Annotated in this window: 24 protein-coding genes; 13 read left to right on the top strand and 11 right to left on the bottom strand. The window is 65.3% G+C overall.

Annotated elements, in window-relative coordinates; translation table 11 throughout:
* The first annotated feature begins 73 nt into the window (after positions 1-73).
* The 9 genes from paaA (at position 74) to RAD04_RS02410 (ending at position 7,772) form a co-directional block, all read left to right on the top strand.
* Positions 74-1,066, top strand: a complete 993-nt coding sequence (paaA, locus tag RAD04_RS02450) for a 1,2-phenylacetyl-CoA epoxidase subunit PaaA (protein ID WP_461622487.1) — start codon at positions 74-76, stop codon at positions 1,064-1,066.
* Positions 1,067-1,076: 10 nt separating this feature from the next.
* Positions 1,077-1,364, top strand: a complete 288-nt coding sequence (gene paaB / locus RAD04_RS02445; RefSeq protein ID WP_008136594.1) for a 1,2-phenylacetyl-CoA epoxidase subunit PaaB — start codon at positions 1,077-1,079, stop codon at positions 1,362-1,364.
* The gene (paaC, locus tag RAD04_RS02440) at positions 1,364-2,140 is read left to right on the top strand and encodes a 1,2-phenylacetyl-CoA epoxidase subunit PaaC (protein ID WP_461622486.1); all 777 of its coding nucleotides are present in this window, start codon (positions 1,364-1,366) and stop codon (positions 2,138-2,140) included. Before paaB ends, paaC begins: the two co-directional genes overlap by 1 nt.
* Complete coding sequence (paaD, locus tag RAD04_RS02435) at positions 2,134-2,637, top strand: 1,2-phenylacetyl-CoA epoxidase subunit PaaD (RefSeq protein ID WP_461622485.1); 504 nt, start codon at positions 2,134-2,136, stop codon at positions 2,635-2,637. Before paaC ends, paaD begins: the two co-directional genes overlap by 7 nt.
* A 2-nt stretch (positions 2,638-2,639) precedes the next feature.
* Positions 2,640-3,722, top strand: a complete 1,083-nt coding sequence (gene paaE, locus RAD04_RS02430; protein ID WP_461622484.1) for a 1,2-phenylacetyl-CoA epoxidase subunit PaaE — start codon at positions 2,640-2,642, stop codon at positions 3,720-3,722.
* Positions 3,723-3,823: 101 nt separating this feature from the next.
* The gene (paaI, locus tag RAD04_RS02425; RefSeq protein ID WP_461622483.1) at positions 3,824-4,273 is read left to right on the top strand and encodes a hydroxyphenylacetyl-CoA thioesterase PaaI; all 450 of its coding nucleotides are present in this window, start codon (positions 3,824-3,826) and stop codon (positions 4,271-4,273) included.
* Positions 4,274-4,311: 38 nt separating this feature from the next.
* A complete protein-coding gene (gene paaK / locus RAD04_RS02420; RefSeq protein WP_461622482.1) occupies positions 4,312-5,643 on the top strand; it encodes a phenylacetate--CoA ligase PaaK in 1,332 nt (443 codons plus the stop codon).
* A 63-nt stretch (positions 5,644-5,706) separates the two neighbouring features.
* Positions 5,707-6,711, top strand: a complete 1,005-nt coding sequence (locus tag RAD04_RS02415) for a quinone oxidoreductase family protein (protein WP_461622481.1) — start codon at positions 5,707-5,709, stop codon at positions 6,709-6,711.
* Between the two features lie 2 nt (positions 6,712-6,713).
* A complete protein-coding gene (locus tag RAD04_RS02410) occupies positions 6,714-7,772 on the top strand; it encodes a YeeE/YedE family protein (protein WP_461622480.1) in 1,059 nt (352 codons plus the stop codon).
* On the opposite strand, the gene RAD04_RS02405 is transcribed toward RAD04_RS02410, so the two are convergent.
* The gene (locus tag RAD04_RS02405; protein WP_461622479.1) at positions 7,751-8,665 is read right to left on the bottom strand and encodes a DMT family transporter; all 915 of its coding nucleotides are present in this window, start codon (positions 8,663-8,665) and stop codon (positions 7,751-7,753) included. The genes RAD04_RS02410 and RAD04_RS02405 overlap by 22 nt on opposite strands.
* A 100-nt stretch (positions 8,666-8,765) precedes the next feature.
* On the opposite strand from RAD04_RS02405, the gene pdxR reads away from it, so the two are divergent.
* Positions 8,766-10,196 carry a MocR-like pyridoxine biosynthesis transcription factor PdxR gene (gene pdxR / locus RAD04_RS02400; protein ID WP_461622698.1) on the top strand — a complete coding sequence of 477 codons (1,431 nt, stop codon included), beginning with the start codon at positions 8,766-8,768 and terminating at the stop codon, positions 10,194-10,196.
* 10 nt (positions 10,197-10,206) lie between these two features.
* Here the strand turns inward: pdxR and RAD04_RS02395 are convergent, their stop codons facing one another.
* From RAD04_RS02395 to RAD04_RS02375, 5 genes are read right to left on the bottom strand one after another with little or no spacing between them, the layout of a single operon-like run.
* Positions 10,207-11,430 (bottom strand): bifunctional alpha/beta hydrolase/OsmC family protein, encoded by a 1,224-nt coding sequence (locus tag RAD04_RS02395; RefSeq protein ID WP_461622478.1) that lies wholly within the window; start codon positions 11,428-11,430, stop codon positions 10,207-10,209.
* A 27-nt stretch (positions 11,431-11,457) separates the two neighbouring features.
* Positions 11,458-12,117 carry a sulfite oxidase-like oxidoreductase gene (locus tag RAD04_RS02390; protein WP_461622477.1) on the bottom strand — a complete coding sequence of 220 codons (660 nt, stop codon included), beginning with the start codon at positions 12,115-12,117 and terminating at the stop codon, positions 11,458-11,460.
* A 3-nt stretch (positions 12,118-12,120) separates the two neighbouring features.
* Positions 12,121-13,443 carry an MFS transporter gene (locus tag RAD04_RS02385; protein WP_461622476.1) on the bottom strand — a complete coding sequence of 441 codons (1,323 nt, stop codon included), beginning with the start codon at positions 13,441-13,443 and terminating at the stop codon, positions 12,121-12,123.
* Positions 13,444-13,471: 28 nt separating this feature from the next.
* Complete coding sequence (locus RAD04_RS02380) at positions 13,472-14,692, bottom strand: cytochrome P450 (RefSeq protein ID WP_461622475.1); 1,221 nt, start codon at positions 14,690-14,692, stop codon at positions 13,472-13,474.
* Positions 14,693-14,749: 57 nt separating this feature from the next.
* A complete protein-coding gene (locus tag RAD04_RS02375) occupies positions 14,750-14,959 on the bottom strand; it encodes a ferredoxin (protein ID WP_007607931.1) in 210 nt (69 codons plus the stop codon).
* Positions 14,960-15,113: 154 nt separating this feature from the next.
* Here RAD04_RS02375 and RAD04_RS02370 point away from each other — a divergent pair, with 154 nt between their 5' ends.
* Positions 15,114-15,761, top strand: coding sequence for a TetR/AcrR family transcriptional regulator (locus tag RAD04_RS02370; protein ID WP_461622474.1), 648 nt, complete (start codon positions 15,114-15,116; stop codon positions 15,759-15,761).
* Here the strand turns inward: RAD04_RS02370 and RAD04_RS02365 are convergent.
* From RAD04_RS02365 to RAD04_RS02350, 4 genes are all read right to left on the bottom strand, one after another.
* Positions 15,758-16,408, bottom strand: coding sequence for an aspartate/glutamate racemase family protein (locus RAD04_RS02365; RefSeq protein WP_461622473.1), 651 nt, complete (start codon positions 16,406-16,408; stop codon positions 15,758-15,760). The two genes, RAD04_RS02370 and RAD04_RS02365, sit on opposite strands and share 4 nt — an antisense overlap.
* Before the next feature lie 82 nt (positions 16,409-16,490).
* Complete coding sequence (locus RAD04_RS02360) at positions 16,491-17,504, bottom strand: amino acid ABC transporter substrate-binding protein (protein ID WP_461622472.1); 1,014 nt, start codon at positions 17,502-17,504, stop codon at positions 16,491-16,493.
* Position 17,505: 1 nt separating this feature from the next.
* Entirely contained in the window at positions 17,506-18,864 is a 1,359-nt protein-coding gene (locus RAD04_RS02355) for an aspartate aminotransferase family protein (protein ID WP_461622471.1), read from the bottom strand.
* Positions 18,865-18,867: 3 nt separating this feature from the next.
* Complete coding sequence (locus RAD04_RS02350) at positions 18,868-19,740, bottom strand: MurR/RpiR family transcriptional regulator (protein ID WP_461622470.1); 873 nt, start codon at positions 19,738-19,740, stop codon at positions 18,868-18,870.
* Between the two features lie 88 nt (positions 19,741-19,828).
* Here RAD04_RS02350 and RAD04_RS02345 point away from each other — a divergent pair, with 88 nt between their 5' ends.
* Complete coding sequence (locus tag RAD04_RS02345) at positions 19,829-21,016, top strand: amino acid ABC transporter permease (RefSeq protein WP_461622469.1); 1,188 nt, start codon at positions 19,829-19,831, stop codon at positions 21,014-21,016.
* Positions 21,017-21,018: 2 nt separating this feature from the next.
* Positions 21,019-22,125 (top strand): amino acid ABC transporter permease, encoded by a 1,107-nt coding sequence (locus tag RAD04_RS02340; RefSeq protein WP_461622468.1) that lies wholly within the window; start codon positions 21,019-21,021, stop codon positions 22,123-22,125.
* Between the two features lie 147 nt (positions 22,126-22,272).
* Here RAD04_RS02340 and RAD04_RS02335 read toward each other — a convergent pair whose 3' ends face one another.
* The gene (locus RAD04_RS02335) at positions 22,273-23,691 is read right to left on the bottom strand and encodes an amidase (RefSeq protein WP_461622467.1); all 1,419 of its coding nucleotides are present in this window, start codon (positions 23,689-23,691) and stop codon (positions 22,273-22,275) included.
* Positions 23,692-23,769 lie beyond the last annotated feature (78 nt).

The following is a 23,769-nucleotide window of genomic DNA, read 5'->3' as shown; positions in this document are numbered from 1 at the left end:
TTATGTTACAGAAATATCTTGCATGACGTAATTTTTGTTATATATTGCCTCCCAATAAATCGGGAGGATGCGCATGTATACCCAGGCGCTGAATACGGCCGAGACCGACGACCGCGGTCTTGAGGACGCAGGCCGAGCTGCGCAGTTCCAGGCCCGCATCGATGCCGAGGAGCGCATCGAGCCGAACGACTGGATGCCGGCGGCCTATCGCAAGACGCTCACCCGGCAGATTTCCCAGCACGCCCATTCCGAAATCGTCGGCATGCTGCCTGAGGGCAACTGGATCACCCGTGCGCCGACCCTGCGCCGCAAGGCCGCGCTGCTCGCCAAGGTGCAGGACGAGTGCGGCCACGGGCTCTATCTTTATGCCGCGGCCGAGACACTCGGCTCATCGCGCGAGGAGCTGATCGATGCCATGCTCGCGGGCAAAGCCAAGTACTCCTCGATCTTCAACTATCCGACGCTGACCTGGGCTGATATCGGCACCATCGGCTGGCTGGTCGACGGCGCCGCGATCATGAACCAGATCCCGCTGTGCCGCTGCTCCTACGGTCCCTATGCGCGCGCGATGATCCGGGTCTGCAAGGAGGAGTCGTTCCATCAGCGTCAGGGCTACGAGATCATGCTGACGCTGTGCCGCGGCTCGGACGAGCAGAAGGCGATGGCACAGGATGCGCTGAACCGCTGGTGGTGGCCGGTGCTGATGATGTTCGGCCCGCCAGATAGCACCAGCCAGCATAGCGACACCTCGACCAAGTGGAAGATCAAGCGCTTCTCCAATGACGAGCTGCGCCAGAAATTCGTCGATGCCACGGTGCCGCAGGCGCAATATCTCGGCCTCACCATCCCCGATCCCGGCATGATTCAGGATGCCGACGGGCACTGGCGTTACAGCGAGATCGACTGGACCGAGTTCAAGCAGGTGCTCGCCGGCAACGGCCCGTGCAATCGCGACCGCATAGCCGCGCGTCGCAAGGCGCATGCAGACGGCGCCTGGGTGCGCGAGGCCGCAGCTAGCTATGCCGCCAAACGTGCGCATCGCCAGACTGCGCAAGCCGCGGAATAGGGAGTTCAATATGGCCACGCCGAACACGCCGCTGTGGGAAGTCTTCATTCGCAGCCGCAACGGGCTCGCGCACAAGCACGTGGGATCGCTGCATGCGAGCGATGCCACTATGGCGCTGCAAGCCGCCCGCGACATCTACACCCGCCGCGGCGAGGGCCTGTCGATCTGGGTCGTGCCGTCGACCGCGATCACCGCGAGCGATCCCGCCGAAAAAGGCATGATGTTCGAGCCGGCGGAATCGAAGATCTACCGGCATCCGACCTTTTACGAGGTGCCCGAGGAAGTGGGGCATATGTGATGCCCGTCGCCAACATCCAGGTCTCCGAAAAGCCGCTGGTGCTCTACGCGCTGCGCCGCGCCGACGATGCGCTGATCCTCGGCCATCGGCTATCGGAATGGTGCGGTCACGCGCCGATGCTGGAAGAGGATATGGCCCTCTCCAACGTCGCGCTCGATCTCATCGGTCAGGCGCGCGAGCTTTACAGCTATGCCGCCAAGGCTGAAGGCAAGGACAACGACGAGGACAAGCTCGCTTATCTGCGCGACGTCAGGCAGTACCGAAACCTCCTTCTGGTCGAGCAGCCCAACGGCGATTTTGCCCAGACTTTGGTGCGGCAGTTCTTCTATTCGGCCTTCGCCGACCTCTACTGGCGCGCGATGATGAATTCGCGCGACACGACGCTGGCAGCGATTGCCGCCAAGTCGGAGAAGGAGAGCGCTTATCATCTGCGCCACGCCTCCGAATGGATCATCCGGCTCGGCGACGGCACCGATGAGAGCCACGCCCGCGCGCAAGCCGCGATCGATCAGCTCTGGGCCTTCACCGGCGAGATGTTTGCCGTCGATGACGGCGAGCGCGCGCTGATCCATGCCGGTATCGCGATCGATCCCGGCACCTTGCGTGGTCGCTGGTTGCAGACGCTTTCCGATGTCGTCAGCGAAGCCACGCTGGTCTTGCCGCAGAACGACTGGATGCAGCAAGGTGGCCGCGTGGGCCGGCACAGCGAACATCTCGGCCATCTCCTGTCCGAGCTGCAATCGATGCAGCGCACCTTTCCGGGGCTGACATGGTGAGCCTGCTCGACCGCGACAGCGAACTGCGCCGGCGCGCCTGGGACGCTGCGGCGAGCGTGGTCGATCCCGAAATTCCGGTGCTGACCATCGCCGACCTCGGCGTGCTACGCGAGGTTGCGTTCGACGGCGATCACGTCGAGGTCGCGATCACCCCGACCTATTCCGGCTGTCCGGCGATGAACATGATCGCGTTGGAGATCGAGCTGGCGCTGGAGCGCGCCGGTTTTCGCCGGTCAAAAGTCCGCACCGTGCTGTCGCCGGCCTGGACCACCGACTGGATGAGCGAGGAGGGCCGCCAAAAGCTGCGCGCCTACGGCGTCGCGCCGCCGCAAGCCTCGGGCTCGCGTCGCGCGTTGTTCGGCGGGCAGGCCGTCGCGTGCCCGCAATGCGGCTCGGAAAATACCGAGCTTCTGTCTGAATTCGGCTCGACCTCCTGCAAGGCGCTGTGGCGTTGCAAGGCCTGCCGCGAACCCTTCGACTATTTCAAGTGTCATTGATCATGTCAGCAGCCGCACCGCGCTTCCATCGCCTGGCCGTCAGCGACCTTCGTCGCGAGGCGTCGGACGCCGTCTCGATGACCTTCGCCATCCCCGGCGATCTCGCTGGCGATTACGCTTTCACGCCCGGCCAGTACCTCACGCTCCGCACCACGCTGGACGGAGAGGAGGTGCGGCGCTCCTATTCGATCTGTTCCGGCCCTGATGACGGAGAGATTCGTATCGCCGTGAAGAAGATCGACGGCGGCGCGTTTTCGAACTGGGCGGCGGACGAGCTCAAATGCGGCGACCAGCTCGACGTGATGACGCCGACCGGGCGGTTCGGTGCAGTCCCGCCGGCGGATAGCGCACGCATCCATGTCGGTTTCGCCGCAGGCTCCGGCATCACGCCGATCCTGTCGATCGTCAAGGGCACGCTTGCGCGTGAGCCGGGCAGTCGTTTCTTCCTGTTCTACGGCAACCGCTCGACTGACAACATCATGTTCCTCGAGGCGCTGGAGGAACTGAAGGACCGCTTCATCGATCGCCTCTCGATCTTCCACGTCATCTCCGGCGAGGAGCAGGACATCCCGATCCTGCATGGCCGGCTCGACGGCGACAAGGTGAGGGTGCTGCTGCGCTCGCTGGTGCCGGCGGGAAGCGTCGATCATGTCTACATTTGCGGGCCCCTCGGCATGAGCGAGGATATCGAGGTAACCTGCCGCGAGCTCGGCATCCTGCAGGAACGCATCCACGTCGAGCGCTTCGTCTCCGAGTTCGGCGGCAAGCCGCGGCCGAAGAAGGTGGTCGCGCCCGACGCGCCGCCGAAGGCAATCGCCTCGCTGATCATCGACGGCAAGCGCCGCGACGTTCCGGTTGCCGAGGACGAGGCGATCCTCGATGCAGCGCTACGCGCCGGCGTTGATCTGCCCTTCGCCTGCAAGGGCGGCATGTGCTCGACCTGCCGCGCCAAGCTGGTCGAAGGTGAGGCGCCGATGGACATCAACTATTCGCTGGAGCCCTGGGAGCTGAAGGCGGGCTTCGTTCTGACGTGCCAGGCCAAGCCGTCGTCGGAGCGCGTCGTGGTCGATTATGATCATGTCTGAGCTGGCACATCAGACGCTGACGATGCAAATGCGTCGCATTATTTGACAGTTCTGACCAACCAGCAGAACATCATGGGCAAACATCTGGCCGGGAGAAGCGCGTGAACGTCAAAGCTGCCCTGTCGCCCGAGGATATTTCCCGCGCCTGCGCCGAGGCGATGTGGGCTGAGGACGATGCCTCCAAAGGGCTCGGCATGGAGATCGTCGAGATCGGCCCCGGCTATGCAACGCTCGCGATGACGGTGCGGCCGGACATGGTCAACGGCCAACGCATTGCCCATGGCGGCTTCATCTTCACGCTCGCCGATTCCGCCTTCGCCTTTGCCTGCAACTCGCACAACGAACGCGTGGTCGCAGCGCAGGGGCAGATCACCTTCATCAAGCCGGGAAGGCTCGGCGACCGCCTTGTTGCGAAGGCGCGCGAGGTCACGCGCGGCGGCCGCTCCGGCATCTATGACGTGCGAGTTACCGCAGGCGATACCGTCATCGCCGAGTTCCGCGGGCACTCGCGTGTCATTCCCGGCACGTGGTTGCCGACGCAGGACCAATAATCAATCAAGAAAAAACTGATCAATGATGGGAAACGAGGATGGCTCTGACGAGACTCAAGGAAGGCGGCAGCGCCTATAGCGCCGAGATGGACGCGCATGAGCGCGCCTCGCGCGACGAGATCATGGCGCTGCAGAAGCAGCGGCTGAGCTGGTCGCTGAAGCACGCCTATGACAACGTCGCGCATTATCGCAAGGCCTTCGACGAGGCCGGCGTACATCCGTCCGATTTTCGCGAGCTCTCCGATCTCGCGAAATTCCCGTTCACGGTGAAGACGGATCTTCGCGACAATTATCCCTTCAACATGTTCGCCGTGCCGCGCGAGAAGCTGGTGCGCGTGCATGCCTCCTCCGGCACGACCGGCAAGCCGATCGTGGTGGGGTATACACAAGGAGACATCGACACCTGGTCGGACGTGATGGCGCGCTCGATCCGCGCGGCCGGCGGCCGTACGGGCATGATCATCCACAACGCCTACGGCTATGGTCTCTTCACCGGTGGTCTCGGCGTGCATTACGGCGCCGAAAAACTTGGCTGCACCGTGGTGCCGATCTCGGGCGGCATGACCGAGCGGCAGGTGCAGCTGATCAACGATTTCCGGCCCGACATCATCACGGTGACGCCGAGCTACATGCTGGCGATCCTGGACGAGTTCAAGCGTCAGAAGCTCGATCCGCGCCAGTGCTCGCTCAAGGTCGGCATCTTCGGCGCCGAGCCCTGGACCAATGCGATGCGCGGCGAGATCGAGGAGGCCTTCGATATGGACGCGACCGACATCTACGGTCTCTCCGAGGTGATCGGACCCGGCGTCGCCCAGGAATGCATCGAGACCAAGGATGGCCTGCACATCTGGGAGGATCATTTCTACCCCGAAGTGATCGATCCCGAGACCGGCGCGGTGCTGCCCGACGGGGAGAAGGGCGAATTGGTGTTCACCTCACTGACCAAAGAAGCTTTTCCCGTGATCCGCTATCGCACCCGCGACCTGACGCGGCTGCTGCCGGGTACGGCGCGGCCGGGGATGCGGCGGATGGAGAAGGTGACGGGCCGCTCGGACGACATGATCATCCTGCGCGGTGTCAACCTGTTCCCGACCCAGATCGAGGAGGTGCTGCTCGCGACCGACTGGTGCGGCGGCCACTTCATCCTGGAACTGACCCGCGAAGGCCGGATGGACGAGCTCACCATCATCGCGGAGGCGCGATCCGAAAGCTGGGACGGCCGCGGTCTTCTCGACCATGCCGACCGGATTTCGACCCACATCAAGAACACCATCGGCATCAGCTCCAGGGTGCAGGTGGTCGCGCCCGCCACGCTGGAACGCTCGCTCGGCAAGGCCAAACGCCTCTACGACAAGCGGCCCAAGGATTGACTTGACCGATTGACTTGACCGGCCCCAAAGGCGACAAGGCCCGCGAGCAATCGCGGGTCTTTCATGTCGCCAGCCGATACCAAAACCGTCGAAGCGCGCTGCGTGCGCCTCAATGCCAAGGCCGAGAACGCTGCGGCGCTCGCCCCCGGCGTCGAGCTTCTCGCCCTCGCGCGCGGTCCAAACGATGTCCTGATCGAGGTGAAGGCCGCCGCCGTCAATCCCTCCGACGTCAAGGCCGCGACCGGTTTGATGCCCTATGCCGTGTTCCCGCGCACGCCGGGCCGCGACTATTCCGGCGTGGTGATCGACGGGCCGGCCGGCACGGTCGGCCGCGAGGTGTTCGGCTCTTCCGGCGATCTCGGCATCCGCCGCGACGGCACCCACGCAACCCATCTCGTGGTCGAAGCGGACGCCGTCGTCGATAAGCCGAAGACGCTGTCCTGGGAGGAGGCCGCCGGCATCGGCGTGCCCTTCGTCACCGCGATGGAAGGCTTTCGCCGCGCGGGCGTGCCGAAGAACGGTGAGACCGTTTTGGTGTTCGGCGTCAATGGCAAGGTCGGCCAGGCCGCTGTGCAGATCGCGACCTGGCAGGGCGCGCGCGTCGTCGGCGTGGTGCGCAAGGCGGAAGCTCACGAAGGCCACACCAACGCCCCCATCGAGGTGGTCGACGCCTCCGCGACCGACGTCGCCACGCGCGTGCGCGAATTGACCGGCGGCAAGGGAGCCGACATCGTCTTCAACACGGTCGGCGATCCCTACTTCCAGGCCGCGCACAAGTCGCTCGCATTGCGTGGCCGTCAGATCCTGATCGCCGCGATCGATCGGATCGTGCAGTTCAACATCCTCGAATTCTACCGGGGCCAGCACACCTATGTCGGCATCGACACGCTCGGCCTGTCGTCTGCCGCGACAGGCGCAGTGCTGCGCGATCTCGGCCCCGGGTTTGCGAGCGGCCAGCTGAAGCCGTTCCCGATCAAGGCGAATGCCGTCTATCCGCTGGAGCGCGCCAAGGAGGCGTATGTCGCGGTTGCCGGCTCCTCGCGGGATCGCGTGGTCCTGAAGCCGTAATCATGGATTCGTCCGCCGCACTCGTCATCTTCGCTGGCCTTGCCATCGGCCTCGTCTACGGCGCCGTCGGCCTGCTCAGCGGCTTCTGCCTGATGAGCAGCATGCGCGGCTGGCTCGCGGAAGGAGACGGGCGGCTGGTGCGGACCTATGCGCTGGCGATCGCCGTTGCGATCGCCGCCAGCCAGTTCCTTGCCGGCAACGGCATGGCCGATCTGGGCAAGTCGATCTACCTGCAGCAGACGTTCTCGGTGCCGGTGCTGTTCCTCGGCGGAGTGCTGTTTGGTTACGGCATGGTGCTGTCGAACGGCTGCGGCTCGCGCGCCCTGGTGCTGCTCGGCCGCGGCAATCTCCGTTCCTTCGTCGTGGTGATTGTGCTCGCCATCGCAGCGCAGATGACGCTCAAGGGGCTGGTCGCGCCGGCGCGCATCGCGCTGGTTCAGGCCTCGCAAACCACCGTCAATGTCAATTCGCTGCCTTCGTTGCTGGCATCGATTGGCCCCGGTGAAGCGCTCTCGCGTGCGCTGGCGGCGGCCGTGATCGTCGTCGCGCTGATCCTGTTTGCCTTCGCGCATCCGATGTTCCGGCGCTCGCCGGGCCAGATCGCGGCGGGCGTCGTCGTCGGCCTGCTCGTCGCCGCCGGCTGGCTCGTCACCGGCTATCTCGGTGCCGACGACTTCAATCCGGTGCCGGTGACCTCGCTCACCTTCATCGCGCCGATCGCGGACGCGCTGCAATACGCCATGCTCTCGACCGGCCTGACGCTCAACTTCGGCATTGCGACGGTCGCCGGCGTCTTCGCCGGCAGCCTGATCACCGCCCTCGCCACAGGCCGCTTCAAGCTCGAAGGCTATTCCTCGCCGCGCCACATGCTGCGCTCAGGCAGCGGCGCCGCGCTGATGGGCATCGGCGGCGTGATGGCGTTCGGCTGCTCGATCGGGCAGGGGCTCACGGGCGTATCGACGCTGGCGCTGGGCTCGTTCGTCGCGCTCGCCGGCATCCTGCTTGGCACGACCGCAGGTTTGCGTGGCGTGCTGCGGGTTCAACCGCCCGCGGTGGCCTGACTGCGCAACAGCCGGTCGCCGAGCGTCGCAAGTCCGATGCCGGTGACGATCAATCCGGCCGCGACAGCGAGGCTCATGTCGATGGGCTCGCCCAGCAGGATCGCTGCACTGGCGATGCCGACGAGCGGCGTCCCGGTGGTGCCAAGCGACGTCGTCAGCGCCGAGATGCTCTTGTTGACCATCGACATCGCCCAATAGGCCAGCGCGCTTCCGATCAGGCCAGAGTACAGGAAAAGCATAGCCAGCCGCCACGACCATTCCACATGTGGTAGTCCGTCGATGACCATCGCCAGGGTCGAGAGCACGCCCGTGGCCACGAGCAGCTGCCAGAACAAGAGCTGGAGCGGGGAGGCGATCCAGCGATGCGCGCGGATATAGATGATGTTCGCTGCCCAGGAGATCGCGGCCAGGATGACCATGCCGGCGCCGAGCACGACGTTGGCATTGCTCCAATCGATTGAGGACGGATTCAGGATCACGGCAAGGCCGATCAGTCCGAGCAGGGCGCCGGCAAGCTTGGGTGCGGTCAGCGTGTCCTTCCCGAGCAGGGGGGCTGCAATCGCCACCCAGAGCGGCGTGGTGTAGCCGAGCACGATGCCCTTGCTCGCGGGCAGGAAGCGCAGGCCGGCCGCGACCAGAATGGAGAAGAGCGTCATGTGCAGCAGCGCGACGCTGAGGACCACCGGCACGTCGCGCCGCTCCGGAATCACAAGATTGTTGCTCAGTCCGAGGATCACAAACAATCCTGCCAGCGCGATCCAGCTCCGGATCGCCGAGCTCCACAGCGGCGGGACGAGCTGCACCAATTGCTTCGTCACCGACCAGTTTACGCCCCAGGCCAGCACGACGATGAGGAACAGGCCGACGGCCGCGCGGGGTGACAGGGAGTTCATCGCAAGATCCTTGAAGCAGTCCGGTCCGGCAGATAGCATCCGCGCTGGTACCCACAAAAGCGCCAGATGAGAAAGGAACAAGGTGCCAGTCTCGGATGATATGATCTCGGCCCTGATCGACCTGAAACGGGCCGGCGACGACGGGCTGGTGGCTCAACTGACGAGTCAGCTCCGTGGCTTGATCGCGACCGGTCGCCTCGGCAAAGGTCGCGCGCTGCCATCGAGCCGCCGGCTCGCCAGCGATCTCGGCGTTTCCCGCAACACCGTCACCTATGCATTCGAGCAGCTCGCCGCGGAGGGATATCTCGAGGCGTCGCACGGCCGCCGTCCGGTGGTCACCGTCGACGGCGGCGAACGACGGCAAGGGGCAGATGCCGTTGCGGCGCGCGTGCGCTCCGGCAAGCTGCGGCTTTCACCCTGGGCCTCGCAGCTCAAGCAGACCGACTGGCCGATGTCCTATCAGGTGCCGCTCAGACCGTTGCGGCCAGGGCTTGGAGATGCGCGAGAGTTTCCGAACGAGATCTGGGCTCGCTGCCTGCGCCGCAGCGCCGTGCGTGCGGCCAAACGCGAACTCGGACCGGTCAACCGAACGCGCCTGCGCGAGGCGCTCGCGCATTATCTGGCAGCGAGCAGAGGCGTTCGCGCCACGCCAGAGCAGATCATGATCCTGCCGAGCGCGCAGGCCGCGCTGACCTTGATCGCGGCTGTTCTCATCTCGCCCGGTGACGAGGTCTGGGTCGAGGACCCCGGTTATCCTGGCGCAGCCGCAGCCCTCCGTGCCTCCGGCGCGCGCGTGACCGGCATGAGGCTGGACGCGCAGGGCATGCAGCGGATGCCGGGTCTCGCGGCCCCGAAATTGATCTTCATGACGCCATCGCACCAGCATCCCACCGGACGGCTGATGTCGCTGACGCGTCGCACCGAATTTCTTGGTGTGTGCAGGCCCGGCAAGAGCTGGATCGTGGAGGACGATTACGACGGCGAATTCCACTATGACAGCCGGCCGGTGCCGGCCTTGCAAGGGCTCGATGCCCATGGTCGCGTGTTCTATGTCGGTACCTTCTCAAAGGTGATGACGTCGGAAATCCGGCTCGGCTATCTCGTTGTGCCGCCGGCGCTGGTCAGCACCTTCGAGATCGCACAGCGGCACATCGGGCTGATCGCATCCAGCCACATCCAGGAAGCGCTGGCCGAGTTCATTGCCGACGGGCATTTCCTTGCGCATCTGCGCCGGATGCGCCGGCTCTATCACGCGCGCCGCGACCACATCGTTGCAGGACTGGAGCGCCATCTGGGCGAGATGCTCTCGGTCGAAGTGCCGGCGGGCGGCATCCAGCTCGTCGCTCGCCTCAAACACGGTAGCGCCGATCGGGCGGCGGTCAAGCGACTGGCTGCCGCGGGCGTTGAAACGCGGGCGCTGTCCGGCCTGGCGCTGGACCGGCCCCGCGATCACGGCCTGCTGCTCGGTTTTGCGGCCTGGCGCGAGAACGAGATCAGCGCTGCATTGCGGACGATGGCATCGTGCTTCTAGCGCAGTGGCGCTAGTCCACGGCCTTCGTCACGATGCGGATCTCCGACGTCAATGTCCGGTGCACCGGGCACTTGTCGGCGATCTCCATCAATTTCTTGCGCTGCTCGGCATCGAGCGCCCCGTCGATTACGATGTCGCGCTCGATCTGGTCGAGCATGCCGTCGCGTGTCTCGCACTCCGCGCAGTCTTTGGCGTAGATCTTGGAATGCTTCAATCTGACGGTGACGCGGTCGAGCGGCAGCGATTTGCGGTCGGCATAAAGACGCATGGTCATGGAGGTGCACGCGCCGAGGCCAGCAAGCAGGAAATCGTAGGGCCCGGGGCCGGCGTCCTCGCCCCCGGCAGCCACCGGCTCGTCCGCCACAAGCTGATGCGGGCCGACGCTGACGACCTGGTTGAACTTGCTCTTGCGGGTCTCCCGTACCACGACCTGGCGCGGCGCCTCGGGCAGATCCATCGCCTTCGCAGGTTTTGCGGTGTCGATGTAGCGGCTGGCCCAGGCCGCGATCAGATCGGCCGTATAGAGCGCGTCGGCGGGCTTGGCGAGCAGATGATCGGCATGGTCGAGCGAGACAAAGCTCTTGGGGTGCCTGGCCGCAACGAAGATCTTGGTCGCATTGTCGATGCCGACGGTGTCGTCGACCGGCGAGTGCATCACCAGCAGCGCCTTGTGCAGCCCTGTGATGTCCTTCATCAGCTCGTGCTCGGCGATGTCCTCGAGGAACTCGCGCTTGATCCGGAACGGGCGTCCTGCGAGCGAGACCTCGACCTCGCCGTGCGCGCGGATGGTGTCGAGATGCTCCCTGAAGAGGCCGGTCACATGCGCCGGATCGGATGGCGCCGCGATGGTCACAACTGCCCTGGCTTCCGGGATATGTCCGGCTGCCGCGAGGATCGCTGCGCCGCCGAGGCTGTGGCCGATCAGGATCGACGGCGCCTTGCGGGCGTTGCGCAAATGGTCGGCCGCGCGGACGAGGTCGGCGACGTTGGAGGAGAACGTCGAATTGGCGAAATCGCCTTCGCTCGAGCCGAGCCCGGTGAAGTCGAAGCGCAGGACCGCGATGCCCTTGGCTGCCAGCGCGACCGAGATGCGCTTGGCGGCCAGCGTGTCCTTGCCGCAAGTGAAGCAGTGCGCAAACAGCGCGTAGGCCGCGGGCTCGCCATCCGGCAACTCCAGCGCGGCGGCAAGCTGATGTCCGCCTTCGCCCGTGAATTGAAAGCGCTCCGTCGACATGGGCTTCCCCTCGTTCCTGCTTGAATTCTAATCGTCGGAATAGCGTTGCTCGGCCCAGGGGTCGCCGCGATTATGATAGCCGCGGACTTCCCAGAAGCCCGGCGCGTCCTCGGTCAGGAATTCGATGGCCTGAAGCCATTTCGCGCTCTTCCAGAAATAGAGATGCGGCACGACCAGCCGCACCGGGCCGCCATGCTCCTCCGTCAGCGGCTGGCCGGACCAGCTATGGGCGAGCAGCGCATCCTCGGCGGCAAAGTCTTCCAGCGCGAGGTTGGTGGTGTAGCCGTCATGGGAATGCAGCGTCACGAAGCGTGCATCCTCGCGCGGCTGGCAGGCCGCGAGCAGCTCGCGCGTGGCAAGCCCTTCCCACTCATTGTCGTAGCGCGACCAGGTGGTGACGCAATGGATGTCGGAGGTGAACCGGGCCTGCTTCTGCGCGATGAATTCGGCGAAGGTCCAGAATACGGGCGTCTCGATCGCGCCATAGACGTCGAGCCGCCAGCGCTCGCGTGACACCGGCGGCACGACTCCGAGATCGAGCACAGGCCAGTCCTTGGTGAGGTGCTGGCCGGGCGGCAGCCGTTGGTCCTCCGGCCGCGTGATCTTCCCCGTGAGAAAACGGCCCTCGCGCGCCCACTTCTCCTTGGTGCGCGTCAGCTTGCTGTCGGATGGCGTCTCGTCAGCCATGGTCTACTCGTGCCGATGCATTGCCGAAGTGTGCTTGGTGTCGCGCATGGTAGCATAGATCACCAAGGACAGGCAGATGATGCCGCTGAGGTAAAAGTAGAACCATTCCTCGTGCCCGATGCTCTTGAAATAGAGCGCGATTGCTGGCGCCGTGCCGCCGAAGACCGACACCGTGATGGCATAGGGCAGGCCGACGCCGAGCGCGCGGACATTGGTCGGGAACAGCTCGGCCTTCACCACCGCGTTGATCGAGGTGTAACCGGCGACGAACAGCCAGGCACAGCAGATCAGGACGAACGCGACGAAGGGCGACTTGGTCTCCTTCAGCGTCATCAACAGCGGCACGGTCGCGAGCGTGCCGGCGACACCGAAGAAGATCAGCAGCGGCTTGCGTCCGATCTTGTCGGAGATCGCGCCGTAGATCGGCTGGAGGATGGTCGCGAAGACCAAGGTGCCGAAGATCACGAAAGTGGTCTGGTCCTCGGTCAGCCCGACCGAAAGCTTGACAAAGGTCTGCATGTAGGTGGTGAAGGTGTAGAACGCCGCGGTGCCGCCGGCGGTGAGGCCGACCACCAGCAGGAGCTCGCGCGGATAACGCAGCAAATTGGTGATCGAACCGGTCGGCTTCACCACCTTCTTGGCTTCCTCGAACGCCTCCGTCTCGTGCAGGCCGCGCCGCATCACCGCTGCGAAGATCGCAAGCGCCGCGCCGATCGCGAAGGGGATACGCCACCCCCAGTCCTTCAGCTCCTGCGGCGTGAGGAAGACCTTTTGCAGGAGCAGCAGCACGATGATCGCGGTGAGCTGGCCGCCGATCAGGGTGACGTATTGAAAGCTCGAATAGAAGCCGCGGTGCTTGGGATCGGCGACCTCGCTGAGATAGGTGGCGCTGGCGCCATATTCGCCGCCGAGGCTCAGGCCCTCGATGACGCGGGCAAGCGCCAGGATCACCGGCGCGGCGAACCCGATCGTGGCATAGGTCGGCGTCAGCGCGATGATCAGCGAACCAAAGCACATGAAGACGACAGAGAGCGTGAGCGAGATGCGCCGTCCGAAATGGTCGGCGAGATAGCCGAAGAACCAGCCGCCCAGCGGCCGCATCAGGAACGTCGCCGCGAAGACGACGGCGACGTTCAATTGCTGCACGACCGGGTCGTTGCCGGGGAAGAAGGCGGGAGCAAAATAGAGCGCGAACGCTGTATAGGCGTAGAAATCGTACCACTCGACCAGATTGCCGATGGAGCCGATGAAGATCGCCTTGATCCGCCGCTTGGCGTCGGCGATGTCGATGTGGTCGGAGGCCGGCTTGATTGCTTGTTCAGTCACGTCCGGCCTCTCCGTTGTCTGGAAAGGCCTACATCGCCTTTCCGAGCAAGAATGGCAACTGGCGGGGGCCCCGCACCGTGCCCTGTGACCAGGTCACGGCGCCTGCCGGATCGAGCCGGAAATCTGGAATGCGTTTCAGCCATTCCTCCAGCGCAACCTGCATCTCCATGCGCGCCAGGTTGGAACCGACGCATCGGTGAATGCCGAGACCGAAGGCGGCGTGCCGGTTTTCGCGACGGTCGATCACGACTTTGTCAGCGTCCGGAAACATCTTGGGGTCGCGATTTGCGGCCGGGAAGGACAGCAGCACCATGTTGCCCGCCTTGACCGGGCAGCCCGAGATCGTGGTCTCCTTGACCACCTCGCGGGCCATCGTCACCGGAGAATAGGCGCGCAGCAGCTCCTCAACTGCGGTCGGGATCAGTCCTGGCTCGGCGATCAGTCGCTCGCGGTCGCCCGGCGTCTTCGCGAGGTGCCAGAGCGAGGAACCGATCGCGCTCCAGGTGGTGTCGATGCCGGCGATCAGGAGCAGGCGCAGCGAGCCCAGGACGTGCGAGTCTTCGAGCGGGTTGCCCTCCTTGTCCTTGGCGTTCATCAGGTAGGAGATGAGATCGTCGGTCGGCTTGTCCTTGCGCGCCTCGATATGCGCGCTGAAATAGGCACTCATCTCCTGCACGGCCTGCAGCAGCTTGCTCTCGTCCTTGATGCCGAGCTCCAGGATCATGTGGATCCAGTTGATGAAGAGATCGCTGTCGCTCTCGGGGATGCCGAGCATGTGGGCGATGGCCCGAACCGGGATATATTTGGCGTAGCGTGCGGCGGCGTCGACCTTGCCATCGGCGATGAAGCCGTCGATCAGCTCGTTGCAGATCGCGCGCATCCGCGGTTCCAGCTTCTTCATCGCGTCCGGCGTGAAGGGCGGCAGCAACAGCTGCTTGGCCGGCTTGTGCGCGGGCGGATCTGAAGTGATCGGCGGGGCGGCGTTCCTCGCGATCTCGGGACGGACGTCGCGCACGATGATGCGGCGCGAGGAGAAATGCTCGGTGTCGTTGGCGATCTCGCGCACAGTTTCATAGGTCGTCGGCATGTAGCAGCCGAGGAACCGCTCGGTGTGCACGACCGGGCTCGCTGCGCGCAGCTCGTCCCAGATCGGGAAGGGATCCTCCGTCCATTGCGGATCGGTATGGTCGAAATCATGGACCCAGTCGGTGACGGGCGGATGGGCGGCGGGCGGACTGGCGTCGGACATGGCATGGAATCCCTTGGCTCGTGTTCGCTGAAAGGATGCGGGGCGGCAGGGGCCGCACTACTCCTCGATCACATCGATCGCGATTTCCGGGCAGTTGGATTTGGCAAGCCAGGCCTTGTCCTCGAGCCCCGGCGGGACCGTGCCATCGCCGGCTTCGTGGGCGTTGCCGTATTCGTCCAGCTCGAAAAGTTCCGGCGCGAGTGCCTTGCAACGCGCGTGGCCCTGGCATTTGTCGGGATCCACGTGGACCCTCAGTCGCTCTGTCATGGCGGCATCCTCGGTCGTATGCGCGGGGCCCGCAGGGCGGCGCGTTCCTCATGTCGATCTTATCCGCGGCATTTGCCGCGGGCTTTAAGTTATATGCTATTACATTCGCGGCAGGCTTTCCCTGTCAAGCGCAAACTTATAGGTTCGCCACACCATGCGCTCACAACTCGCCCGCAAGCCTGCGAACACCTACCACCATGGCGATCTTCGCGATGCCTTGGTCAAGGCCGCTTTGCGCGAGGCGGAACAGGGCGGCGCCGAGGCCATCAGCATCAAGGCGCTGGCAAAGCAGCTCGGCGTGTCACAGCCGGCGCCCTACCGCCATTTTGCCGACCGCGAGGCGCTGCTTGCAGCGGTGACGGCGGAGGCGTTCAGGCAGCTCAGCGCGATCTTGCGTGAGGCCATGGCTGGGACGTCGAAGCAATCCAAGCTGTCGCGGCTGGCGCAGGCGACGCTCGAGTTCGGCCTGCGCCGCAACGGCATCTACCGCTTGATGTTCGCGTCCCGCACCGTGGCATGCGCCGACAAGGGCAGCGAGCTCCACGAGGCCACGCGCGAGACCTTCTCGCTCGTGATCGAAGCCCTGGAAGCGCCTGCCGTGGGCTATTTGCGCGAACGCCAGGCGCTCAAGATCTGGGCGGCATTGCACGGCGTGGTGATGCTGGCCGAGCAGGGCCTGTTCACCGGCGAGGCCGCCCATACCACCCGCGAGGACCTGGTCGAGGATTTCGTCAGCGAAACGAAGGCCGCGCTCGCGGCTGCAATCAAGGGCGCGCGGCGTCGAAAAGTGACAGGTGGCTAAGCCTTCGCTTTCAGCAGTGTCATCAGCTTGTCGACCGCGCTGTCAGGCGTGGTCACGACGGCACGGCCGGTGGCTTCCGCCACCAGAGGCGCCGTCGCGGCGATGCTGAACTGGGCCAGCGCGATGACGTCGCAATCGCGCAGGTCCTTAGACGCTTCGACGATCAGCCGGTCGTGCGTAGCGCGGTCGCCGCGGTCGAGCGCCGCCAGGGCCCCATCGGCAAGCTTGGGCACGATCTGGACCGAGGCCGGAAACTCCGGCGGCATCGACACAAGGGTCGGCGGAAAGGTGGACAACAGGCCGATGCGTCTGCCCATTGTCACCGCCCGCGCGATCATCGCTTCGTTCGGCTTGAGCACCGGCATCGGCGCATGCGCGCGTGCGACCGCCTCGATACAGGGGCCGAAGGCCGAGCAGGTGAACAGGATCCCGTTCGCCCCGGCCGCCGCCGCATAATCGCCGAGTGCGAGGAAGCGCTCGGTCATGGCATCGTTGAGTGCGCCGTCGCGGGCCAGATCCGCCGACAGGCTGTCGTCGAGCAGGTTCATCAGCCGCGCCTCTGGCCAGGCCTTGGCGAACGCCGCTTCGATCGGGGCGATGGAATGCTTGAGGGCGTGGATCAGGGCGATGCGAGGGGACGTCGTCATCTAAGGTGGCTATCCATGGGTCTCATGCCCCGGACGCAGCGCAATGCGCAGTATTGCGCTGCGTCCGGGACTCGGCAGTCGTTTACTTGAACGGCACCGCGTACATCAAGCCGCCCTTGCTCCAGAGGCCATTGAGGCCGCGATCGAGCTTGAGCGGGCTCGCCTTGCCGACATTGCGCTCGTAGATCTCGCCGTAATTGCCGGTGACCTTGATCGCGGTGACCAGCCATTTGTTGTCGAGCCCGAGCCGCGAGCCGAGGTCGCCGGAGGCGCCCAGCAGGCGTTGGATCGCGGGCGTCTGTGACTTCGCCATCTCCTCGACATTGGCCTGCGTCACGCCGAGCTCCTCGGCCTCGATCAGGCCGTAATGCAGCCAGGTGATGATGTCGCTCCAGACCTCGTCGCCGTTGCGGGTGAAGGGCCCGAGCGGCTCCTTGCTGATGGTCTGCGGCAGCACGACGTAATCGGCCGGGTTCGGTGCCGCCGTGGTCACGGCGCCGGCGAGCGCGGAGGCATCCTGGGTCATGGCATCGCAGCGGCCGCCGAAGAAGGTCTGGTACATGGTGTCGACGCGGTCGAACACCAGCGGCTTCCAATCGATGCCATTGGCGCGGCCGTAATCGCCGAGCGTCACCTCGTGCGTGGTGCCTTGCGCCACGCAGACGGTGGCGCCTTTGAGGTCCTTGATGTCCTTGACGCCCAGATCCTTCTTCACGACAAAGCCCTGGCCGTCGTAGAAGTTGATCGGGCCTTGCCGTAGGCCCAGCGTCACACCGCGCAGATAGGTCTGCGTCGAGTTGCGGTAGAGCACGTCGATCTCGCCCGATTGCAGGGCGGTGAAGCGGTTCTGCGCGGTCAGCGAGACGTAGCGCACCTTGCTGGCATCACCGAGCACGCCGGCCGCGAGCGCGCGGCAATAATCGACGTCGAGACCTTTGTAATTGCCTTGCGAGTCGGGCGCGGAGAACCCGGCAAAGCCGGCGCTGACGCCGCACACCAGCGTGCCACGGCTCTTCACCGTATCGAGCGTCGCGGCGGATGCGACAACTGTCGATGCAGCGAACACGCTCGCTGCGATAACCACTTTCCTCATCATGCTACTCCCCACAGTGATTGACACTACGCAATACGTTATCGACGGCCGTGCCGAGCTTGTCGACGATCAGGTCGATCTCCTCTGCGGAGGCGATATAGGGCGGCGCCAGCAACACGTGGTCGCCGCGCACGCCATCCACGGTGCCGCCGCCGGGATAGCAGCCGAGCCCATTGGCGAAGGCCTCCGCCTTGATCTTCTGATTGAGCTTGAGTGCGGGATCGAACGAGGCGCGGCTGGCGCGATCGGCGACGAGCTCGATCGCCCAGAACAGGCCACGGCCCCTGATATCGCCGACATGGCGGTGATTGCCGAAGCGCTCGGTCAGGCGCTGTTCGAGCTGCTTGCCGCGCTCCTTCACGCGCTCGAGCAGGCCGTCCTCGCGGATCACCTCTTGCACCGCCAGTGCGGCGGCGCAGGCGAGGGGATGTGCCAGATAAGTGTGGCCGTGCTGAAAGGCGCCCGAGCCGGCGCGGATGGTGTCGATGATCTTCCCGCTCGCAAGCATCGCCCCGATCGGCTGGTAGCCGCCACCGAGGCCCTTGGCGATCGCCTGGATGTCCGGCGCGACGCCTTCCTGCTCCCAGGCATGCGTGGTGCCGGTGCGGCCCATGCCGCACATGACCTCGTCGAGGATGAGCAGTGCACCGTGCCGGTCGCAGATCTCACGCACCGCCCTGAAGTAGCCGTCCGGTGCCGTCACCGCGCCGGCGGTGGCGCCGACGACCGGTTCGGCGAGGAACGCCGCGACCGTGTTGGGACCGAGCCGCTGAAATTCCGCTTCGAGCTCCGCCGCCAGCCGCGCCACGAACTGCGCATCGGATTCACCCTCGCGCTTCTCGTGATAGGCAAACGCCGGCGTCACATGGCTGAAGGCGGCCGAGAGCAGCGGCGCATAGGGCGCGCGGCGCCAGGCGTTGCCACCGGCCGCGAGGGCGCCCAGCGTGTTGCCGTGGTAGCTCTGACGCCGCGCGATGAAATGTTGCCGCTGCGTCTCGCCGCGCTCGATGAAATATTGCCGCGCGAGCTTGATGCTCGCCTCGATCGCCTCGGACCCGCCGCTGACGAAATAGGCATAAGCGAGGCCGCCGGGCTCGTGCCCGACCAGCGTGTCGGCGAGGGCCTCGGCCGGCTCGGACGAGAAGAAGGCGGTGTGCGCATAGGCCAGCGTGGAGGCCTGCTTTGCCATCGCCGCGATCACGCGTGGATGCTGGTGGCCGAGACACGAGACGGCCGCGCCGCCGGAGGCATCGATGATGCGTCTTCCGTCCTCGGCAAAGAGATAGACGCCTTCGCCGCCGATCGCCTTGGGCGGCGTCTCGCGGAGCGAGCGGTGCAGCACGCGGCTGGTGCGAGCGGCCATGGGTCAACCTTTCTCTGAGACGTAGATGGAGGCAGCAGTGAGCCGCGTCTCGGTATTCTCCAGGCGCTTCTTCGCGGCCACGCCGCCGAGCGAGAACGTCACCGCAGCCAGCGACTGCGCGATCGCGATGGCGCCGGTGAGACTCGGGAAGAAGCCGGGAGAGGAGGCCGCCTCGAACAGCAGCACGTGGTCGGCGCCCTCGGCCATCGGCGCAGAGAGGCTGTCCGCGATGGCAATCAGCGTTGCGCCGCTGTGGTGGGCGGCTTGCGCGACGCGGACACTCGCGTGCGTGTACGGCAGGAAGCCGATGACGATGACGGCCTCGCCGGGGCGGAAGGCGCCGAGATCGAGATCGTCGGGGCCGGACACGCCGACGAGCTGCACCTGTTCGGGACGGAACAGCCGCAACTCGTAGTTCAGCAACTCAGCGACGCTGCGGCAGCTGCGATAGCCTGCGATCCAGATCCGCTTGGCCTCATGCAGGGAGCGTGCGGCCTCCGCAATCGGCTGGGCCGGGATGCGCGGAAGGCCGGCGGCCTCGGCCTCGAGCTTGTCGGTGACGAGCGCGACATCGGCATGCGGGCCGGGCCGGCGGCCTCTGGCGCGGCCGGAGAAGGGCGAGGTCTGCGACGGACGCCGCGCCTCGGTCAGCGCCGCGCGCAATTCGTCCCAGCCCGAATAACCGATCGCCTTGGCGAGCCGCGTGAACGCGGCGGGATCGGCGCCGGCTTCCGCCGCGAGGTCGCGCATCGAACGGGTGGTGGCGTCGTAATCGTTGGCGGCGACGAAGCGCCCGACTTCCTGCAGCCGCATCGGCAGCGATGGCAATGCAATGCGCAGTTCGCTCAGCGGCGAGGATTTCGCGGGCTCGGCCATGAAACATTTGTTGCACGAAATATAGATTGGTGCAACAGTTGACGTGCGCCGCCGGCAATCGCTGCCTCTCGAGAAGGGTTTTTGTGCCGTGACATCGGACACGCCGAGACCGCCACCGCGCCGCCGCCTGTTCGGGGCATGGGGACGCCGCGAGCTGCAGGGCCTGTTCTGGCAGGTGCTGGTGGTCGGGATCGCGGTCGCGGTCATCGCGTTTCTCTGGTCCAACACCGTCACCAACCTGTCGGCGCGCCGCATCACGACCGGCTTTGCCTTCCTCGGCCGCGAGGCCGGCATGCCCATCGCCGACAGTCTGCTCGCCTATAATCCGAGAGACACCTATCTCTGGGCCTTCGTCGTCGGCGTCGGCAATACCTTGCGCGTCGCCGTGATCGGCATCGTGCTCGCGACCATCCTGGGTACGCTGATCGGCATCTCGCGATTGTCGGCCAACTGGCTGCTGTCACGACTTGCCGCCGTCTATGTCGAAACGCTCCGCGACATCCCGCTGCTGCTTCAGCTCCTGTTCTGGTACGTGCTGATGCAGGCGCTGCCGGCCGCGCGCGCGGCTTGGCGGCCGGTCGAGGGCGTGTTCCTGTCCAATCGCGGCCTGATCCTGCCGGCCATTCCGCTTGGCCCGCCCCAGCTTTGGGTGCTCGGCACGGCGGTGTTCGGCCTTGCCGTGGTCTATCTCATCCGGCGATGGCTGATCGTGCAGCAGATGCGCGACGGCAAACCGCGGCCGGTATGGCCCTTCGCGGTGAGCTTCATCCTCGCGTTGCCCGTGCTGGTGTCCATACTGCTTCACGTGTCCTGGAAGATCGAATGGCCGGAGCTGCGCGGCTTCAATTTCGTCGGCGGGCTGACGCTCGCCCCGGAATATTTCGCGCTGCTGATCGCACTCGTCACCTACACCTCGGCCTTCATTGCCGAGATCGTGCGCAGCGGCATCCAGTCCGTGCCACGCGGACAGTGGGATGCCGCCAACGCGCTTGGCCTGCGCCGCAGCTTCATGCTGCGACAGATCATCCTGCCGCAGGCGTTGCGGGTCATCGTGCCGCCGATGACGAGCCAGTATCTCAATCTCACCAAGAATTCCTCGCTCGCGGTCGCGATCGGCTACCAGGACGTGGTCTCGATCGCCAACACCACGCTGAACCAGACCGGGCAAGCGATCGAGGCGATCGCGCTGATCATGGCGGTGTTCCTGACCATCAGCCTTTCCATCAGCTTCTTCATGAACTGGTACAATTCGCGCATTGCGCTGGTGGAGCGCTGAGCATGACCGCGATCGCCGACATGCCGGAAGTGCCGCGCGCCGCCCGCCGCCCGCAGACGGGAAATCCGGCGCTGCGCTGGCTGCGCGCCAATCTGTTCTCGTCGATCCCGAACGGCATCCTCACCGTCGTGCTGCTGGCGATCCTCGCCAAAGGCATCTTCAGTTTCGTGCAGTGGGGCATCGCCAATGCCGTGTGGCTCACCCCGGCGAACGATTCCAGTGCCTGCCGCGCGGTGCGTGGCCTCGGCGCCTGCTGGGCGATCATTCCCGAAAAGTACCGCTTCATCCTGTTCGGCACCTATCCGTTCGACGAGCAGTGGCGGCCGGCACTGTCGGTCGTACTGTTCGTCGCGCTGTACTTTCTCTCGACCCGCCGCGCTTTCTGGCGGCGCGAACTCGTCTATCTCTGGACCGGCACGCTCGCGCTCATTAGCGTGCTGATGTGGGGCGGCGTGCTCGGGCTTTCCTTCGTCTCGCAGGATCGCTGGGGTGGTCTGCCGGTGACGCTGATACTGGCGACGTTTGGATTGGCCTTCGGCTTCCCGCTCGGCATCCTCGTCGCGCTCGGCCGGCGCTCAAAGCTGCCGGCGATCCGCTCGCTCAGCGTGCTCTATGTCGAGCTGATCCGCGGCGTGCCGCTGGTGAGCCTGCTGTTCATGGCGAGCGTGATGTTTCCGCTGTTCATGCCCAGTGGATTCAACATCGACAAGCTGCTCCGCGCACAGATCGCGATCATCCTGTTTGCGGGCGCCTATCTCGCCGAGGTCATCCGCGGCGGCCTTCAGGCCGTGCCGCGCGGGCAATACGAGGCTGCCGACGCGCTCGGGCTGTCCTACTGGCGCAAGAACCGGTTGATCGTCCTGCCGCAGGCGATCCGCCACGTCATCCCGCCGCTGGTCAATACCTTCATCGCGTTCTTCAAGGACACCAGCCTCGTCCTGATCATCGGCATCTTCGATCTGCTGACGACGGCAAAGACCGCGATCATCGATCCGGCGTGGCAGCAATTCTCGGTCGAGGTCTACATCTTCGTTGCCGCGATCTACTTTGTGTTCTGCTTCGCGATGTCGCGGTACAGCCGCAGCCTGGAAGCGACGAGCGGGCGGTGATCTCGCGTGTCCCGGACAAGGTGCAGCGCATTAACGCTGCGCCGCAGAGCCGGGACCCAGAGCCACACGGGAAGTCTCGGCGAGATGGGCCCCGGCTCTGCAGCGCACCGCTGAAGGAGCGCCGCGCTGCGTCCGGGGCACCGCACCCTACTTCCTCACCTTCGGATCGATCGGTGTCGTGCCGCGCAGGCCCAAAATATCCTCCAGCACCTTTGCGCCCGCGAGCACTTGTGCGTCCGCGCGCGGCGCGCCGACGACCTGCACGCCGACCGGCAGGCCCGACGCCGTGAAGCCGCACGGCAGCGACAGGGAGGGGCAGCAGGCGAGCGTGATGGCGTAGACGATGCCGAGCCACTCGACGTAATTGTCGAATCTCTTGCCGGCGCATTCGGCGACATAGCGGTGCTCGATCGGGAAGGGCGGCACGATCGTGGTCGGCGTCAGCAACAGATCGTAGGTCTTGAAGAACTCGACCGCCCGCGCAGTCATGCCGACGCGCTGGGCCTCGGCGCGTTCGAGCTGCTCGACCGTGAGCTTGAGGCCTTCCTCGATGTTCCAGATCACCTCGGGCTTGAGCAGGTCGCGCTTGGTGCGCAGCAGATTGGCCTTGGTGATCGCGAAATCGAAGGCGCGCAGCACGTGGAAGCATTCATGCGCCTCGCGCCAATCCGGATGCGCCTCCTCGACGATGGCGCCGGCCTCGGCAAAGCGTTCCGCAGCCTTGCGCGTGATCGCCTTCACCTCGGGGTCGACGGGCGTGATGCCGAGATCGGGCGAATAGGCGATGCGCTTCGGTTTCTTGCCGGCCTGAGCCGCCGACAGGAACGAGGTCGTGGGCACCGGCAGCGAAAGCGGATCGTCCGCGTAGTCGCCGCTCATCGCATCCAGCAGCAGCGCGAGATCCTCGACGTTACGCGCCATCGGGCCGACCACGCCGAGATTGCGATCGATGCCGGATTTGGGGGTATGCGCGACGCGGCCGATGCTCGGGCGCATGCCGACGACGCCGCAGAAAGCCGCGGGGCTGCGTAAGCTGCCGCCCATGTCGGAGCCCTGCGCCAGCCAGGCCATGCCGGTGGCGAGCGCCACGGCCGCGCCGCCGGAAGAGCCCGCCGCGGATTTTGAAGTATCCCAGGGATTGAGGGTCGCGCCGAACACCTCGTTGAAGGTGTTGGCGCCGGCGCCGAATTCAGGCGTGTTGGATTTGGCGTAGACGACCGCGCCGTTGGCCTCGAGATTCTCGACCATGAGGTCGGACTTGGCAGGGATGTTGTCCTTGAAGATCGGCGAGCCCTGCGTATTCAACACGCCTGCAACGTCGGTCAGATCCTTGATCGGCACCGGCAGGCCCGCGAGCAGACCCCGCGCACCGGCGGGTTTCCGCATCAAGGCCTTGGCGCTGTCCCGCGCCCGATCGAAACACAGGGTCGGCAGCGCGTTGACCTTGCCGTCGACCTCACTGATGCGCTTCTCCACGACATCCAGCAGCTCGAGCGGCGAGACATCGCCGGATCGCAGCTTGTCGACGACGGCGCAGGCGGTTTCGCGGATCAGGTCTTGAGACAATTACTTTACTCCTGTGCTTATTGTGTTCGTCATTGCGAGGAGCGAAGCGACGAAGCAATCCAGAGTCCCTCCGCGGCA

Source organism: Bradyrhizobium sp. 25ACV, assembly GCF_054863005.1.
Note: the sequence above shows the minus strand (reverse complement) of the source record. Positions and strands in the feature narration are given on the sequence as shown.